Raw genomic sequence first — 16,370 nt, forward strand, 5'->3', positions numbered from 1 at the left:
CCTTCCCTGTTGTAAGAGGTCAGGGGGAGGGGGAAAAAGAAGGGAACAAGACGAGTCGTCCCCTCACCCCAACAAAAAAAAAACCGCCACCCCCCCCCCCCCCCCCCCCCCCCCCCCCCCCCCCACGCCCGTTCCTGTCGGTCCGTCGGGCGGTGCCCGGTCAGTCCGTCGCCACCGGCGCCATGGAGATGCTCCAGAAGTCGGCGTAGCGGCCGCCCCGGCTCAGCAGCTCCTCGTGGCTGCCTTCCTCCGCGATCCGGCCGCCCTCCATGAAGACGACGCGGTCGGCGCGCTGGACCGTCCGCATCCGGTGCGCCACCATCACCACCGTCCGGCCGGCCATCAGACGCTCGATGCCCTCGTGCACCGCCGCCTCGTTCACCGGGTCCAGCGCCGAGGTGACCTCGTCCAGCAGCACGATGGGCGAGTCCTTCAGCAGGGCGCGGGCGATCGAGACGCGCTGGCGCTCACCGCCCGACAGCAGTGCGCCGCCCTCGCCGACGTTGGCCTCCCAGCCACCGGGCAGCCGCTCGATCACCTCGTCGAGGCGGGCCGCGCTCGCCGCCGCCCGCACCTCGGCCTCACTGGCGTCGGGGCGGCCGAGCCGGATGTTCTCCTCGATGGTGCCGTCGAAGAGGTAGACGTTCTGGAAGACGATGGCGATCTGCTCCATCAGGACCTCGGGGTCCATGGACCGCACGTCCACGCCGCCGATGCGGACCGCGCCCGCCTCCACGTCGTAGAACCGTCCGAGCAGCTGGAGCAGGGTGCTCTTGCCGGTGCCGGACGGGCCGACCACGGCGAGGCGCTGGCCCTGCGGCACGGACAGCGACATCCCGTCGATCACCGTGCGATCGCCGTGCCGGAACACCACGGACTCCAGCTCCAGGTCGTGCCGGGTCGGCTGGACCGGGTCGGCGGTCCGCGGCAGGGGCTCCGCCTGGAGCACGGCGTCGAGACCGGCCAGCACGGAGCGCGCCCCGCGCAGCTTGCCGCCGGTCTCCGACAGCGACAGCAGCGGGTCGGCGCAGCGGGCGGCCAGGACCAGGATGGTCAGCACCTCCGCCACCCCGATGTCGTTGCCGAGGGCGAGGTAGGCGCCCAGGACCAGCAGGCCGGTGAACATCGCCTGCACGGTGAGCGTCAGGCCCAGGGTGCCGGGGATCGAGGACACCGTGGCCCGGCGCGACGCGCGCTGCACGCCCTGGAGGGCGTCGTCCAGCAGCTCGAAGCGCTCGCTGGTGCGGCCGCCGGCCCGCAGCACCGGCTGGGCCTGGAGGTACTCGATGACCCGGCTGCTGGCCTCGTGGTCGCGTTCGGTGCGCTCGGTGTCGCTGGCGGCCATCGAGCGGGACGTCCAGACCTGGATGAGCGCCACGACCGGGGCGGCGGCCAGCGCGGCCAGCCCCAGCTGCCAGTTGAAGGCGATCATCACGCCGACGATCGTCAGCGGGGTCACGCTGGCGGAGATGAAGGGGCCGAGCAGATGCGCGATGACGCCCATCGACTGAAGGACACCCCGGCTGGCCAGGACGGACAGCTCACCGAGCCGGCCGGCGCTGTACCAGCCGATCGGCAGCTTGGCGAGGTGGTCGCCGAAGCGGTGGTACAGGCCGCGCAGCATTCCGGCGGCGACCAGGAATCCGGAGAGGTCGGCGAGATACCGGAGCACCCCGTAGACGGCGACCGAGGCACCGAAGCCGATCAGCCAGGGCCAGGCGTCGTCGGGCGAGTCGCCGAACAGCTCCCGCAGCACGGGCACGAGCAGGGCGTAGGACAGACCCTCGACGACCGAGGTCGTCGCCATCAGGGCCACGGTGCGACGCAACGGCCGGGCGTACTCGCGCCCCAGCACGCGCAGCAGCAAACGGATCATCGACGCTCGTCTCCTTGCAGTACGCCGTCGCGGGATTCGCCCTCGTCGCCGATCGCGGATCGTTGGGATTGCCAGAACGCGGCGAACCGGCCGCCCTGGGTGAGCAGTTCGGCGGGCCGGCCGCGCTCGACGATCTGCCCGTCGTCCAGCATCACGACGGTGTCGGCGTCGGCGACCGTCTCCAGCCGGTGGGCGATGACCAGCACCGTGCGGTCGCCCTGGAGCGTCGCCAGTGCCTGGCGCACCGCCTGCTCGGTCTGCGGGTCGGCGAACGCGGTCGCCTCGTCGAGCACGAGGACCGGGGTGTCGGCGAGCAGCGCGCGGGCGATCGAGATCCGCTGCGCCTCGCCGCCGGACAGGTTCGCGTCCTCGCCGATCACCGTCTCGTAGCCGCGCGGCAGTTCGAGGATCCGCTCGTGGATGTTGGCCAGCTTGGCGGCGCGGACCACGTCGTCGAGGTCGGCGTGCGGCACGGCCAGGGCGATGTTCTCCGCGACCGTCGCGCGCAGCAGGCGTACGTCCTGGAAGACGAAGGAGACGGTCCGGTACAGCTCGCGGCTGCCCATCTCGCGCAGATCGACACCGCCGAGGACGACCGAGCCCGCGGTCGGGTCGAAGAACCGCGGCAGCAGCTGGACCAGCGTGGACTTGCCGCTGCCCGACGGGCCGACCAGCGCGGTGACCGTGCCGGGTTCGAGGACCAGGTCGATGCCCTTGAGCACCTCGTGGTCGTCGTCGTAGCCGAAGCGGACGTCGCGCAGTTCGACCCGGTGGCCCTGGGGGGCGACGGGGTGCGCGGGCTCGGCCAGCGGCTCCTCCTGGAGCACCTCCTTGATCCGGCCGACCGCGCGTCCGGCGGCCTGGAGGTCGTCGAAGCCGTGGCTGAGGGCCCCGATCGGCGCGGTCAGCGCCAGCCCGAGCAGCAGGAACGGCAGCAGGTCGGCCGGGTCCATGCTGTCGCTGGTGATCAGCGGCGTGCCGCCGAGCAGGATCACCAGCAGCACGAACGGCGGCGACAGCACCATCTGCATCGCGGCGCCGATCCGGGCGATGCCGCGCACCCACCGCAGGAAGATGCCGGCGAAGTCGTCCGCGGCGGTGAGGAACTTGCGGTGGGCGCGGCCGGAGCCGCCGAAGGCCTTGACCACCGCGATGCCCTGCACGAACTCGATGACGGAACTGGAGATGCGCCCCATGCCGCCGTCGAACTCCTGCTGTTCGCGCTTGCGCGCCTCGGTCTCCATCAGCGGGACCAGCGCGATCGCGACCACCACCGGGGCCAGGGTGATCAGCGTGAGCCGCCAGTCGACGGTGAACAGGTAGATCAGCGACGCCAGCGGCACCACGAAGGCCGCGGTGAGCTCGGCGGGGGCGTGGGCGATGAACGGGTGCACGGCACTCACGTCCTCGCCCACCAGCTTGGCCACCTCACCGGTGTGGCGGCGCGAGAACCAGCCGATCGGTACGCGACCGAGCCGGGTGGCCAGTTGCCGACGGAACGTCAACTGCACGCGGCTGTCCAGGACATGGCCGACGGCCGACGACGCGGCGGTCAGCAGCAGCCGGATGAACAGGCCCACGGCGCCGAAGATCACGACGTTCCAGACGTGGTCGTGGTCAGGGGGGCCGGACTTCAGCAGCTCGCGGCCCAGTTCGACGACGGCCAGCAGCGGCGCGAGCCCCGCCAGGGCGCCGATGACCTGAAGGATCACAACGGCCGCGAAACTCCCGAGGTACGGGCGCAGGAGCTGTCCCATGCCCTCTTCCGGTGCGGAACCGGCGTCCGGCAGCGGTGCAGACCGCGCCTCCGCCTCAGCATGGTCGATCGCGCTCATCGGTCTCCCATCGGTTTTGAAACGCGTTCGAATATCGACTGTACCGCAGACCAGGGTCGAGGTGTTCGCCGGTTTCAAGATCGATCCAGGGGGGCGCGCGACGGGGGCGCCGAGGGGCGCGCGCGGGGTCGCGGCCGGCGCGCGGAGGCGGCTTCGCGTCAATGCGAGACGGCTCCGGTGGGCCGCCGATCGACTTCGCGTGGCCGGAAGGCGCCGGGGTGACAACCGGACACGCCGCCGCTATCGTGACCTGACGCGTACACCTTTTCACCATACGCGTACGCCGAACAGGTAAAAGACGGGGGAACCATGCTCGACCTATCTTCCACCGGTGGTTTAAACCGGGACTTTCATCTGCGTGTGCCGGCGTGCGGACGCCGGTCCGCCGCTGCGGCATTCGGCCGCGCCGTGGGTCGCCGCGAGGGTGTTGTATCAATTTCAATCAGGTGTTGATCCAGCGAACACCCCCTGGCTAATGTGACTGCGGCTCGTGCGAATGCGTTCGCGGAAATTCGATTTCTGCCGGGTCGTCCGGTACTCCGGCGCCCTGTGGCGTGACCTGCTGCGGTGGCGCCCGGGTCGTGGCGTTCCGCTCTGACGTCCCCGGTATGCCGTCTTTTCGCTTCGCTTATTCCTGTGCCGCCGACGCATCGCCACGACGCGACGGTGCGACCCTTTCTCGCATGCGCGGACCGTGCAATGCGGACCGCTCATGAAGCACGTCTTCTTCTGCTGAATACGACCATGGGCAAGATCCTCAACGGCGTTTGCCCTGCTCAGAGGAGAGGTATGGGAATCAGCTACCGCACGGCAGCGATGGAAGCCCGACACATGGTCCCGGATATCCCCGACGGACCCATTGTCTCCAATATTTTTACCACGCATTGGGTGTACAAGGAACCCGGTGGATGGTCCATATCCGGCAGATTAGCGGATGAAGCTTCGCGCACATCGCGGTGTCCTCTGACTTACCGGAAAAGGAACCTTGTCCGTGCCATCGCGGGGCTGGCAGCGGACGACGACCGGGGTGCCGACACGACCACAGGAGGTGAATGACCCATGGCCACCACGGGGACACCCCTGCGCATCCAGCTGCTGGGCCCGGTGCGTGCCTGGCGCAACGGGGTCGAGGTGGCTCTGGGCCCGCCCAAGCAGCGGGCCGTGCTCGGTCTGCTCGCCAGCCGTGCCAACGATGTCGTGGGCGTCGAGAACATCGTGGACGCCCTGTGGGGCAGCGACGTACCGCAGACGGCCGCCAATGGCGTCCACACGTATGTGGGCGGGCTGCGCCGGGCGTTGGAGCCCGGCCGCAGCCGACGGGCGGCCGGGTCGCTGCTCACGTCCGAATCCGGCGGCTACTGCCTGCGGCTGGATCCCGAGGACGTGGACGCCACGCTGTTCGCCCGCGGCCTCGGCGACGCGCGCCGGTCGCGGGGCGAGGGCCACCCCGAGGTGACGCTGCGGCTGTACGAGGAGGCCCTGGCGCTCTGGCACGGCGAGGCGTACTCCGGCATCCCCGGGCCCTTCGCCGCGATGGAGCGCACCCGGCTGCGCGATCTGCGGCTGACGGCCGTGGAGGAGTGGGCCGCCGACATGCTGGCCGCCGGACGGCACGCCGAGATGGTCACCGAGCTGACCGGCGCGGTGGCCGAGGAGCCACTGCGCGAGAAGCTTCGCTGGCTGCTGATCCTCGCGCTGTACCGCAGCGGACGGCAGGCCCACGCCCTGCATCTGTACGAGGAGACCCGGCAGTTGCTCAGCAGCGAGCTGGGCATAGAGCCCGGCGCCGATCTGCGCAACCTGCACCAGCAGATCCTGTCCGGGCATCCGGAGCTGGGTTCCCCGGGCGGCGGCAGCGTGCCGGTGCTGCTGACGGGCCGTGAGGCGCCGTTCCACGGGGCCCCCAAGCCGGTGCAACTGCCGCCGCTGGCGCGCGGGTTCGTGGGGCGCGCCAGGGAACTGGCCCAGCTGGAGAAGCTGATCGACGAGGAGAGCTCGCGGCACGGCGCGACGACACCGGTGGCGGTGGTCGACGGACCGGCCGGCGTCGGCAAGTCGGCGTTCGTGCTGGAGCTCGCGCACCGGCTCATCGACCGCTTCCCCGACGGCCAGTTGTACGTGGACCTGCGCGGCACCGGACTGCAGGGCCCGCCGATGAGCGCCGTGGACGCGCTCGGCCAGCTCCTGGGCAGCCTCGGCGTCGACGGCTCCCGCATCCCACCGGGGCTGGGCGCCCGCGCCGCCCTCTACCGGAGTCTGCTGCACGGCCAGCGGATGCTGGTGGTGCTCGACGACGCGCCCAGCGCGGACCAGTTGCGGCCGCTCATCCCGCGGGGCTCGTCCTGCGTCCTGGCGACCAGCCGGCAGCGCTTCAGCGGACTCGCGGTCCGCGACGGCGCCCACCTGGTCACCATCGGGCCGCTCGACGACGGGGAGTCGGCGCAGCTGCTCGCCGGTCTCAGCGGGGGGCGGCTCCAGGCCGGGGACCCGGCCACGGCCCGCCTGGCCGCGCCGTGCGGAGGACTGCCGCTGGCGCTGCGCATCGTCGCCGAGAACCTGGCGGCCAACCCCGGGGTGCCGCTGGCGTCGCTGGTCGAGCAGTACGCGGCCGAGCAGGGCCGGCTGGACCGGCTCACGGTGAAGGACGACGCGGCGGCCAGCATGCGCAGCGTCTTCGAGGCGTCGTACCAGGCGCTGCCGGCCGACGCCGCGCGGATGTTCCGTCATCTGGGCCTGTGCAACGGCCCGTTCACGGTGCAGATGGCGGCGACGCTCGCGGAGACGGACTGGGACACCGCGCGCCGGCTGCTGTCGGTCCTGGCCGCCAACCACCTGCTGGAGGAGGAGTCGGGCCACCAGTACCGCTTCCACAGCCTCATCGGCATCTACGCCGGGGAGTGCGCGGAGCGCGAACCGCTGGCGCACCGTCAGGAAGCCCTGACCCGGCTGCTCGAACTGGGCTCGGTCATCCCGCACGCCCGGGTGCCGGCCCAGGGCGGCGGCCGGAAGGGCGCCCGCGCCGGCGCCTTCTGAGCACACCCCGCACACCCCGCACACCCCGCACACCACGTACATCGCACACCCGTCACACCCCGCACGCCGGCACCCGCACGCCGGCACTCGCGGTACAGCACTCGCCCTCAGGGAAGTGGAGATCATGGGACAGCTGGATGACAAGGTCACGCTGGTGACCGGTGGGTCCGCCGGGATCGGCCTGGCGATAGCCCGGCGGTTCGCCGCCGAGGGCGCCACCGTCTATCTCACCGGGCGGCGCAAGACCGAACTGGACGCGGCCGTGGAGGCCGTCGGCGCACGGGCGTACGGCGTCCAGGGCGACGTGGCGAACCTGGAGGACCTCGACCGTCTCTTCGGGACCATCGAGGAGCGCAGCGGACGGCTGGACGTCGTCGTGGCCAACGCGGGATTCGGTGAACTGGCCCGGCTGGGGGAGATCACCGAGGAGCACTACGACAAGACGTTCGACACCAACGTCAAGGGGACGCTCTTCACCGTCCAGAAGGCGCTGCCGCTGCTGCCGAAGGGCGCCTCGGTCATCGTGCTCTCCTCGACCAACGGCTCGACGGGCGTGGCCGGGATGACCACCTACAGCGCCACCAAGGCCGTCGGCCGCAACTTCGCCCGCACCTGGGCGGCGGAGCTCGCGCGGCGCGGCATCCGCGTCAACGCGCTCAGCCCCGGCCCGACCGAGACGCCCGGCATCCGCAGCCTGTCGGCGCCGGGTGGGCGGCAAGTGGCGGACGCCCTCGCGTCCATGGTGCCGCTCGGCCGGCTCGGGGACGCCGACGAGGTCGCCGCCGCCGCGCTCTTCCTGGCGTCGGACCAGAGCTCTTTCACCACCGGAGCCGAGATCTTCGTCGACGGCGGACTCAACCAGGTCTGAACTCCGGTCGGCCGGACATGCCCGTCTGGATGGCGGCGGCGACCCATCCAGACGGCATACATACTTCGCCCAGCGGAGCTGTCCCAGAATGGCAATGCCTGTGCCGGACGACCTCCGTGCACAGTCAATTGATCCTTTTGCCGAGACCAAGGGGACGCGATGCACGCGGTGAAGTTCTACGCGCGCGGAACCCCGAAGTTCCGGCATCCCGCACCGGCCGATGATGTTCGGTGTTCAACAGTGAGAGTTATTTCACAGCACAGTTCCGTCTTTGCAGTTGGCAGGGTTCGGAATTAAGGATCATGGTTCATAAATTCGCACACGGATGCTATTGTCTGGTGCGGATTGCATGGTGTGGCCCACCAGGCCGATCGAGAACTACAATGGGGGATCTCGTGGGAATCGATGTGTTGGTGTCCGACGACCTGCATCTGTCCCGTTTCGCGCTCACTGCCTTGCTGGAGCGACACGAAGAGATCCGTGTCATCGGATCAGTGGACAGCAATATGGACGCGCTGGCCTTCGCCGAGTCGCACAGGCCGGACGTGGTGATCATCAGCTTCGACAGCGGCGACGGCGACGCGATCGCCATCGCCGACAAAGTGGCGAGTCTTCCGGGGTGCAAGAGCATGCTGCTCGCCACCACGTTCACCCGGTCGATCGTCCGTCAGGCCTTCGCCACCGGGATCGGCGGCCTGGTGGAGCGGAGCATGCCGCCGCGCCAGTTCTTCGAGGCCATTCACCGGGTGCACCAGGGTGAGCGGGTCTTCGACGCGGAGCTGACGGTCGCCGCCCTGGGCAACGGGGACTGCCCCCTCACCCCGCGGGAATTCTCCGTGCTGGAGCATGTCTCCCGGGGTGACACGGTGGGCGAGATCGCGGCGCGTCTGCATCTCTCCGGCGGCACCGTGCGCAACTACCTCTCATCCATGGTGGCGAAGCTGGGCGCCCGCAACCGCATAGACGCGCTGCGTATAGCCCGGGAATCGCAGTGGATATGAAAGTTGAATATTGATGGAATGTCGTTGAATGGGGCAGCGCCTCGGCGTGGTTGACGCGGAACTGTTGGTTTCACCGGGCAAATCCTCCCGCAGTCGCTTGCGCACTCGTCGAGGCGGCCGTTTTCCGGCCGAGTCGTCCACGCGCCGCCCTATTCTTGATGTTCGGTCACGATAAACCTCGCGGACATCTGCAGTCAATGCCCTGGTGCAACCGTTTTCGGTCGTGCTCGTCGAGCGCGGAACCAAGGTGTACCACCAGCTCGGCTACCCTGCAATAACCTGCGGAAACCCGTTATCGGCCCGTATCTCGCGGCGGCCGAATGAGATCTTAATAATCGGATGCGCGTTTTTCACTCGCGCCCCTGACACCGGATGGCCGCCGGCCCCATTCCCGCCCGAACGGGCGCTCGCGGAGTCGGCGGTCACCGGACCGCGCTCATCAGCCACAGCCGTCCACCCCCCTCCGTACGTGGCGAAAACAGGTCGGGCACCCTGCGTCCGCTGCGCCGGGCCAACTCCGCCGGGTCGGCCGGACCACAGGTCCAGCCGTGCGGGGCCAGCCAGCCGTCCGGGACCTCCAGGGTGGAGCGCCAGGCCGCGCCCACCGCGTACCGGACCTCGGTCATCGCGCAGAAGGACACCGAGCGCTGAAGGGCCCCGCCGAAGTGATCGGCCACCAGACGGCTGCCCGCCGCGGACATCGCCGTGATCCCGCTCAGCACCCGGTCGTTCTCCGCACGGCTGAGATAGGGGAACAGCTCCTCCACGCACCACACGGTCGGCCGCCAGGGATTGAAGCCCGCGGCCCGCAGCGCCCCCAGCCAGTCGCCCCGCAGATCCGCACCCACCTCCACCCGCGCACAGCGCGCCTCCTGGCCGGCCCGGGCCACCATGGCGTGCTTGAAGCGCAGGACGTCGCAGCGGTCGAGCTCGTACACCACGGTGTCCCGGGCCCAGTCGAGCCGGTACGCCCTGGAGTCCAACCCCGAACCCAGCAGCACGACTTGACGGCAGTGTGCGGAGGCGGCGCGCAGCTCGTCGTCGAAGAACCGGGTCCGCAGGGCCACGACGTCCCCCACGAGGGTCCCGCCCCCTGGGGGATGCCCGTGCGGCAGGCCGCTCGCGCGCGCCGCGCCGCCGATGGCCTCGGCCACCACCGGTGCCAGGGGGTCCTCGAAGAGCCGGTCGGGGCGCCGGTTCTCCGCGCCCCGCTCGCTCGCCGTGCACAGGGCCGTCAGGCCGACGCCCGTGGGAAGGCCCGGCAGGGGGCGTGGTCGACCGTTGTGTGCATGCGCTGTGTCCACGAGCAGCGATGGTCGGCACTTCCAGCGGAAGATGCCATTCAGCGCCTCTCTTGTGCCGGAAGACTCCGTTCAGTGTGCCTCTCGTGCCGGATGACGACATCAACTAGCCTTCCCCAGGTGGAATTTCACGAACTCGATGACCTCGACCTCCGTCTCGTGCACGCCCTCCAGCTCGACGGGCGGGCCCCGCTGAAATACATCGCCGAGGTCCTCGGCGTGTCCGACCAGACCGTCGCGCGGCGCTACCACCGGCTGCGCGGATCCGGTGCGATGCGGGTGCTGGGGCTGCCCGACGCCGCGCGTTTCGGCCATATCGAATGGCTGGTCCGGGTGCGGTGCACCCCGGACACCGCGAGCAGCGTCGCCGGCGCCCTGGCCCGGCGGGACGACACCTCCTGGGTGAGCCTCACCGCCGGCGGCACCGAGATCGTCTGTCTCACCCGCGCCCCGCACCGGGCCGAGGGCGCGTCTTTACTGCTCCAGAAACTCCCGCGCACGCCCCGGGTGGTCGACATCTCCGCGCACTATCTGCTGCACACCTTCTTCGGCGGACCCACGGGCTGGCACGGAAAGACCCACGCCCTGACCGACGAGCAGGTCGAGCTGCTGCGGCCCCGGCTGCCCGAGCCGCCGCCCCGGGGCGTACGGGTGCAGATGCGCGACGGCGACGGCGACCTCTTCGCCGTACTCGCCTCCGACGGCCGGGCCGGATACGCCGAACTGGCCACCGCCACCGGCTGGTCGGAGTCGACGGTTCGGCGGCGGCTGGAGCATCTGCGGGAGATGCGGGCGCTGTTCTTCGACGTGGAGATCGACTCGGGGCTGCTCGGCTACGAGGCCGAGATCATGCTCTGGCTCACCGTGCCCCCGGCCGATCTGGTCACCGTGGCCGAAGAACTCTCCCAGCATCCCGAGGTGGGCTTCACCGCCGCCACCTCCGGACAGTCGAACCTGGTGGCGATCGCCGTCTTCCGCGACATCGACGACTTCTACGACTACATGAGCACCCGGATCGGCGCGCTGAAGAGCGTGAACCATGTGGAGACCGCCCCCGTGCTGCAGTCGGTCAAGCGAGCAGGACGCCTCGTACCCACGCGGAACCCCCTGTTTCCTTCACGGTAGGCGTCTGCGTGTCGATTTCCGCCACTTATCCGGCCTTGAATAGGCGGACGCGCATCGCGCCCCGAAGCTGGGACAGTCGACGGGCCCCGAGGGCTCTCGTACTTGGGAAGGGGTTCGTATGCGTAAGTGGTGGCCCTTGGCGGCGATTAGCCTGGGCACCTTCATGCTGCTGCTGGACGTGACGATCGTGACGGTGGCGCTGCCCGACATGGCGGCGGACCTGGACACCACACTCGCCGACCTGGAATGGGTCGTCGACATCTACGCCCTGGCGCTGGCGGCACTGCTGCTCGGGGTGGGGTCCTCCGCCGACCGGATCGGCCGCAAGAAGGTCTATCTGTTCGGTCTGATCGTCTTCACCGCGGCCTCGCTGGTGTGCGGCATCGCCCCGAACGCGGGCGTGCTGATCGCGGCCCGCGCGGTGCAGGGACTCGGCGCCGCGGGGATGTTCGGTACCACGATCGCCCTGCTGGGCATGCACTACGCGGGACGGGAACGCGGTGTGGCCTTCGCCGTGTGGGGGGCCACCAACGCCGTCGCGGCGGCGGCCGGCCCGATCGTCGGCGGACTGCTCACCGAGTACCTCGACTGGCGGTGGATCTTCTTCGTCAACCTGCCGGTCTGTCTCGCCGCCGTCGTGATGACCATGCGCGTGGTGCGCGAGGAGAAGACCACGGGCGGGCAGCGCGCGGACATCCTCGGCACCCTCACCTTCACCGTGGCGGCCGGGGCGCTCACCTTCGCGCTCATCCACGCCCACTCCGACGGCTGGGGCTCGCCCCTGACACTCAGCATGTTCGTCGTGGCCGCGGTCGCGCTCGCCCTGTTCGTGGTGGTCGAGCTGCGGCACGAGCACCCGATCCTCGACCTGTCCCTGTTCCGCAGGCCGTCGTTCACCGGCATCATGCTCAGCGGTCTCATCCTCCAGGGCGCGGCCTTCGCCTACCTGCTGTTCGAGTCGCTGTGGATGCAGACCGTGCTGGGCTACGGGCCCGTCAAGGCCGGTCTCTACATCCTGCCGATGTGCGGCGCCGCGTTCGTCGTCTCGACGCTCGCCGGCAAGTTCGGTCCGCTGCCGGCCCGGACGTCCATGGGGGTGGGTCTCGCCCTCATCGCCATCGGTTCCGCACTCCAGGCCATGCTGGACGCGGGCTCCTCGGCCAACACCATCGTGGCCGGTCTCGTGGTGTCCGGTCTGGGCGTCGGCCTCGTGACGCCGAGCCTGGGCGCGGCGGCGCTGGCCTCCGTGCCGCCTCAGCGCGGCGGCATGGCGGGCGGTGCGGTCAACACCTTCCGCCAGCTGGGCTTCGCCCTCGGCATCGCGGTCTTCGGTGTGATCTTCCAGGACCGGATCGAGAGCGTGCTCAAGGACAAGGGCAACCTGCCCGATGCCCACGACACGGCCGTCGCGCTCAGCGGCGGACAGGCGGAGTCGATCATCAAGGGTGCGCCGGCCGGCGACCGCGCCGGTGTCGAGCACCTGGTGCGTGAGGCGTTCGCCTCCGGTCTGAACGTGATGCTCTGGGTCGCGGCAGCGCTCGGAGCCGTGGCGGCGGTCCTCGCCTTCGTGATGGTGCGGCTGCCGATGGGCGGTGCGCCGCAGGGGGCGCCGCAGGCCGGCGGGAACGCGCCGGCGCAGGGGACCCGGGCCGACGCACGGACGTAGCGGCGGTCCGCGAGGAACGCGCGGCCGGTGCGGCGGTGAGCATTCCATCCCCCGGTGCTCACCCCACCGGCCGCGTCGCCCCCGGTGCTGCGGGCCAAGAGGCCGCAGCACCGGGGCATCCTTGTTTTATAGGTGAGTTGCCGAGGGGGAGCGCCGGGGAGTGGACCCCCACGGCGGCTGTCCCGGGTCAGACGCTGGTCAGGGTCTGGGGGAACGGCGAGCGGGGGCGCGGGGTGGGGTGGTCGCCTGCGGGGGCGCTGAGGCGGGCCAGTTCCGTGAGGGTGCGGGCCAGGGAGCGGGCCGTCGTGCCGTGGCCCTCGGTGTCGGCCTGGCGGAACGCCGCTACGAGGCCGTGCCGCTCGGTCTCGAACCAGAGCAGCGCGCCGGCCGCGGCCGCCTGACGCCCGTCGGTCAGGGCGCTGACGGCGGCGCGGCCCCGCAGCAGCCACGCGGTGAGCGCGCGGTCGACGGTGGCCCGGCGTTCGGCGGCGCTGTGCTCGGCCTCGGCGTACTCGTAGGCGAACATGCGGACCACGGGGGACATCCGGCAGCGCAGCCGTCCGGGGCGGCCGGTGTCGCGCACCTCCAGCAGCCGGGCGTCGACGAGGGTTTCGAGGAGGTCCTCGGCCTGCCTCTCGTCGGTCTCCAGCACGACGGCGGCCAGCCAGGCCGGTATCTCCGCGGTGTGCAGCAGCGCCAGTCGGCCGAGCGCCCAGCGCGCCCTGGCCGCCAGCCGCAGATAGCTGGAGCGCAGCGCGGAGCGGATGTCGATGTCGGCGAGGCGCAGTTCGTCCAGGGGACGCCGGTCGCCGTCGGACAGCCGGCGCGCCATCTCGGCCAGCGTCCAGTGGGGTTTGGCGGCCAGCCGTCCGGCCACCACCCGCACGGCGATCGGCAGCCGGCCGCACCGGGCGACCAGTGAGTCGGCGACCTCCGGCTCCGCCGTGACCCGGCCCGGGCCGACCACGCGCCGCAGCAGGGCGAGCGCCTCGGAGCGTTCGAAGACGTCCAGGTCCAGCGACCGCGCGCCCTCCAGGGCCGTGAACCGCGACCGGGTCGTGACGATCACCCGGCTGCCGGGGGTTCCCGGGAGCAGCGGCCGCACCTGGTGTTCGTAGTGCGCGTTGTCCAGCACGACCAGGACCCGGCGTTCGGCGAGCACGCTGCGGTAGAGCTGGGTGCGCGCCTCCAGGGTCACGGGGACGGGGATGCCGGGCTCGCACAGTGCCTGGAGGAACCACTCCAGGACGTCGTAGGGGTCGCGCGGATCGTCCTGCGGCCCGCCCAGGTCCGCGTACAACTGGCCGTCGGGGAAGGCGTCCAGGCACATCCGCCCGGCCTGGACGGCGAGGGCGCTCTTGCCGACGCCCGCGGTGCCCGTGACGACGACCGGCGCCGCCCCGACCCGGTCTCCGCGCAGCAGCTCGGACAGTTCGCGCAGCTGGGACTCGCGGCCCGTGAAGTCGGCGACGCACGGCGGCAGCATGGCCGGCCGTACCTGCGGGCGGGCCTGGACGCGGATCTCCTGCGCGGCGGCGGGGGAGGTGAGGCCGGGGTCGCCGGACAGGATGGACTGGAAGACGTCGTTGAGCGCGGAGCTGGGGTCGATGCCGAGTTCCTCGGCGAGGATCTCCCGTCCGCGCTGGTATTCGGCGAGGGCGTCGGCCTGCCGGCCGGCCCGGTAGAGCGCGGTCATCAGCTGGGCGCGCAGTCGTTCGCGCAGGGGATGGGCCTCGACGAGGCCGACGAGCTCGGTGACGAGCGCGTCATGGCGGCCGAGCGCGAGGTCGGCGGCGATACGGCCCTCCAGCGCGGCCATGCGCGCCTCTTCGAGGCGGGGGAGTTCGACGCGGGCGAGGTGTTCGGTCACCCCGCTGAGCGCCGGCCCGTGCCACAGGTCCAGGGCGGCGGCCAGATGTTCCGCGGCGGCGGTGTGACGGCGGGCCTTGAGGGCGTCGTAGCCGAGGCCGGCGAGCCGCTCGAACTCGGCGTGGTCCAGGGTGGCGTCGGTCAGCACGAGCCGGTAGCCCGGTCGGCGGCGCAGGATCGTCGCCTCGGGCGAGAGCAGTTTGCGGAGCCGGGAGATATAGGTGTAGAGCTGCTGGTCGACGGTGGCGGGGGGTGTCGGCCCCCAGGTCACCTCGCGCAGCTGCGCGTCGGAGACGACACGGTCGCCGGCCAGGAGCAGCGTGGCCAGGATCGTCTTGGGTTTCTCCGCCACGAGCGGGAGGTCGCGTCCCGCCCGACGTACGCCGACAGGTCCGAGAACGCGGAATTCCACCGGTATCCCCCTTGAGTTGTGCACGGTCCGGATCAGCCGAAACGTTTCGGGTGACGCGTGGACGACCGTAGGGGCGGCCGAGGTCGGAAAGGCCGTCCGGCACATGGGTCACCATTGACCGATGGTCGCCGTCGCGCTATCTGCGCGAAGAACCACATCCGCTCGTTTCCCGCCGCTGAAGTGGTGCGGGAACTCCGAGGTCTCTCCCTGTGTCCGCCGGTCCCCCCGATTCCGCGGATCGATCCCGAAGGTAGCAGCCGGAGATCAGACCGCGACAGATCACCTTCGCACATGCGGCCGTGCGTTTTGCACAGGGGGAATGGAGAAACAAATGCGTGCGGGGTGGTCGGCCCGTTTTCCGTGCGGCGGCGGACGTGATCGTTCCGGGGTGGCGCGGACGTCGGCGCGGGGAGGTCGCAGAGGGGGCACATCGGTGCATAGGGGCATCCGGTAGAATTTACGAACGTGTTCTGAAACTATCGCTGACCAGCCCGCTGTCGAGCACAGAGGCCGGAGCCGCCGGGCTTCGGGGAGGGGCATGAACAGAAGGGCATGATGGGGCGGTGTCCCGTACCAACTCACCACACGGCCGCGTCGGCCGACCACCCGTGACCTCCAGGATGCAGATCATGACGGCCGCGCGCCGGCTGATCGACCAGGACGGCTGGGAGAAGGTGACCATCCGCCGGCTGGCCGCCGAGATCGGCATCGGGGCGACCACCCTCTACCACCACGTCAGGGACAAGGAGGACCTGCTCTTCCTCCTCATCCGCGAATACGCCGAACAGATCCCCCACCCCGACCTCCCCGACGAACCACGCGACCGCATCGTCGCCGCCTCCATCGCCATCCACGACGCCCTCGCCGCCTGGCCCTGGGCCGCGGAAGTGCTCACCACCGACGGATTCCTCTCCCGGCTCGGCGACTCGGCCCTGCAACTCGTCGAGGTCATCGTGGCCGGCGCCATCCAGCACGGATGCACGCCCGAGCAGGCCGTCCACGTCTACCGCAGCATCTGGTACTACACGGTCGGCGAGATCCTCGTGCGCGCCCACTCCGCCCGCCGGCGCGGGGCCGACGGGCGGCTCACCGACGGCGTCGGCGGCATCGGTGCCGGATCGGTCCGGCTGCCGCCGCACATGGCCGCCGTCGCCGGGCAGTGGGCGCGGCTGTCCTGGCAGGACACCTACCCCCAGGCGCTGCGGGCCTTCGTCGACGGACTCCTGCACCAGGCGACGCAGACCGCGCCGGTGCCGCGGGTCACCCACCTGCCGCAGGCGGCACCCGAGTCGCTCTGAACCGTACTGACCTGCGCGATATAGCCGCGATATGGCTTCCCTCCCCCTCGGTATAGAAACCGTCCGCAAGATGTGGAACCGAGTGA

The 16,370-nt window shown here is 70.7% G+C and carries 10 protein-coding genes; 6 read left to right on the top strand and 4 right to left on the bottom strand.

The features are described 5' to 3' along the window. Positions 1-160: 160 nt before the first annotated feature. Both ACZ5NW_RS02950 and ACZ5NW_RS02955 read right to left on the bottom strand, forming a co-directional pair. Complete coding sequence (locus ACZ5NW_RS02950; protein WP_468741925.1) at positions 161-1,876, bottom strand: ABC transporter ATP-binding protein; 1,716 nt, start codon at positions 1,874-1,876, stop codon at positions 161-163. Continuing rightward, the gene (locus ACZ5NW_RS02955) at positions 1,873-3,633 is read right to left on the bottom strand and encodes an ABC transporter ATP-binding protein (protein WP_468742968.1); all 1,761 of its coding nucleotides are present in this window, start codon (positions 3,631-3,633) and stop codon (positions 1,873-1,875) included. Before ACZ5NW_RS02955 ends, ACZ5NW_RS02950 begins: the two co-directional genes overlap by 4 nt. Before the next feature lie 1,137 nt (positions 3,634-4,770). Between ACZ5NW_RS02955 and ACZ5NW_RS02960 the strand changes: the two genes are divergently transcribed. From ACZ5NW_RS02960 to ACZ5NW_RS02970, 3 genes are all read left to right on the top strand, one after another. Next, positions 4,771-6,744: an AfsR/SARP family transcriptional regulator gene (locus tag ACZ5NW_RS02960; RefSeq protein WP_468741926.1), complete on the top strand. Its 1,974-nt coding sequence runs from the start codon at positions 4,771-4,773 to the stop codon at positions 6,742-6,744. A 124-nt stretch (positions 6,745-6,868) separates the two neighbouring features. After that, complete coding sequence (locus tag ACZ5NW_RS02965) at positions 6,869-7,612, top strand: SDR family NAD(P)-dependent oxidoreductase (protein WP_468741927.1); 744 nt, start codon at positions 6,869-6,871, stop codon at positions 7,610-7,612. Positions 7,613-8,025: 413 nt separating this feature from the next. Then, positions 8,026-8,613: a response regulator transcription factor gene (locus tag ACZ5NW_RS02970; protein WP_468741928.1), complete on the top strand. Its 588-nt coding sequence runs from the start codon at positions 8,026-8,028 to the stop codon at positions 8,611-8,613. Positions 8,614-9,035: 422 nt separating this feature from the next. Here ACZ5NW_RS02970 and ACZ5NW_RS02975 read toward each other — a convergent pair whose 3' ends face one another. Further along, a complete protein-coding gene (locus ACZ5NW_RS02975) occupies positions 9,036-9,917 on the bottom strand; it encodes an SAM-dependent methyltransferase (protein WP_468741929.1) in 882 nt (293 codons plus the stop codon). A 117-nt stretch (positions 9,918-10,034) separates the two neighbouring features. Here ACZ5NW_RS02975 and ACZ5NW_RS02980 point away from each other — a divergent pair, with 117 nt between their 5' ends. Together ACZ5NW_RS02980 and ACZ5NW_RS02985 are read left to right on the top strand one after the other, a co-directional pair. Further along, positions 10,035-11,039, top strand: a complete 1,005-nt coding sequence (locus tag ACZ5NW_RS02980) for an Lrp/AsnC family transcriptional regulator (RefSeq protein WP_468741930.1) — start codon at positions 10,035-10,037, stop codon at positions 11,037-11,039. Between the two features lie 118 nt (positions 11,040-11,157). After that, positions 11,158-12,705, top strand: a complete 1,548-nt coding sequence (locus ACZ5NW_RS02985; RefSeq protein WP_468741931.1) for an MFS transporter — start codon at positions 11,158-11,160, stop codon at positions 12,703-12,705. 187 nt (positions 12,706-12,892) lie between these two features. Here ACZ5NW_RS02985 and ACZ5NW_RS02990 read toward each other — a convergent pair whose 3' ends face one another. Continuing rightward, complete coding sequence (locus tag ACZ5NW_RS02990) at positions 12,893-14,926, bottom strand: AfsR/SARP family transcriptional regulator (protein ID WP_468741932.1); 2,034 nt, start codon at positions 14,924-14,926, stop codon at positions 12,893-12,895. Positions 14,927-15,606: 680 nt separating this feature from the next. Between ACZ5NW_RS02990 and ACZ5NW_RS02995 the strand changes: the two genes are divergently transcribed. Further along, positions 15,607-16,284 (top strand): TetR/AcrR family transcriptional regulator, encoded by a 678-nt coding sequence (locus ACZ5NW_RS02995; RefSeq protein WP_468742969.1) that lies wholly within the window; start codon positions 15,607-15,609, stop codon positions 16,282-16,284. The last annotated feature ends 86 nt before the right edge of the window (positions 16,285-16,370 follow it).

Source organism: Streptomyces sp. NPDC032126 (assembly GCF_055580085.1).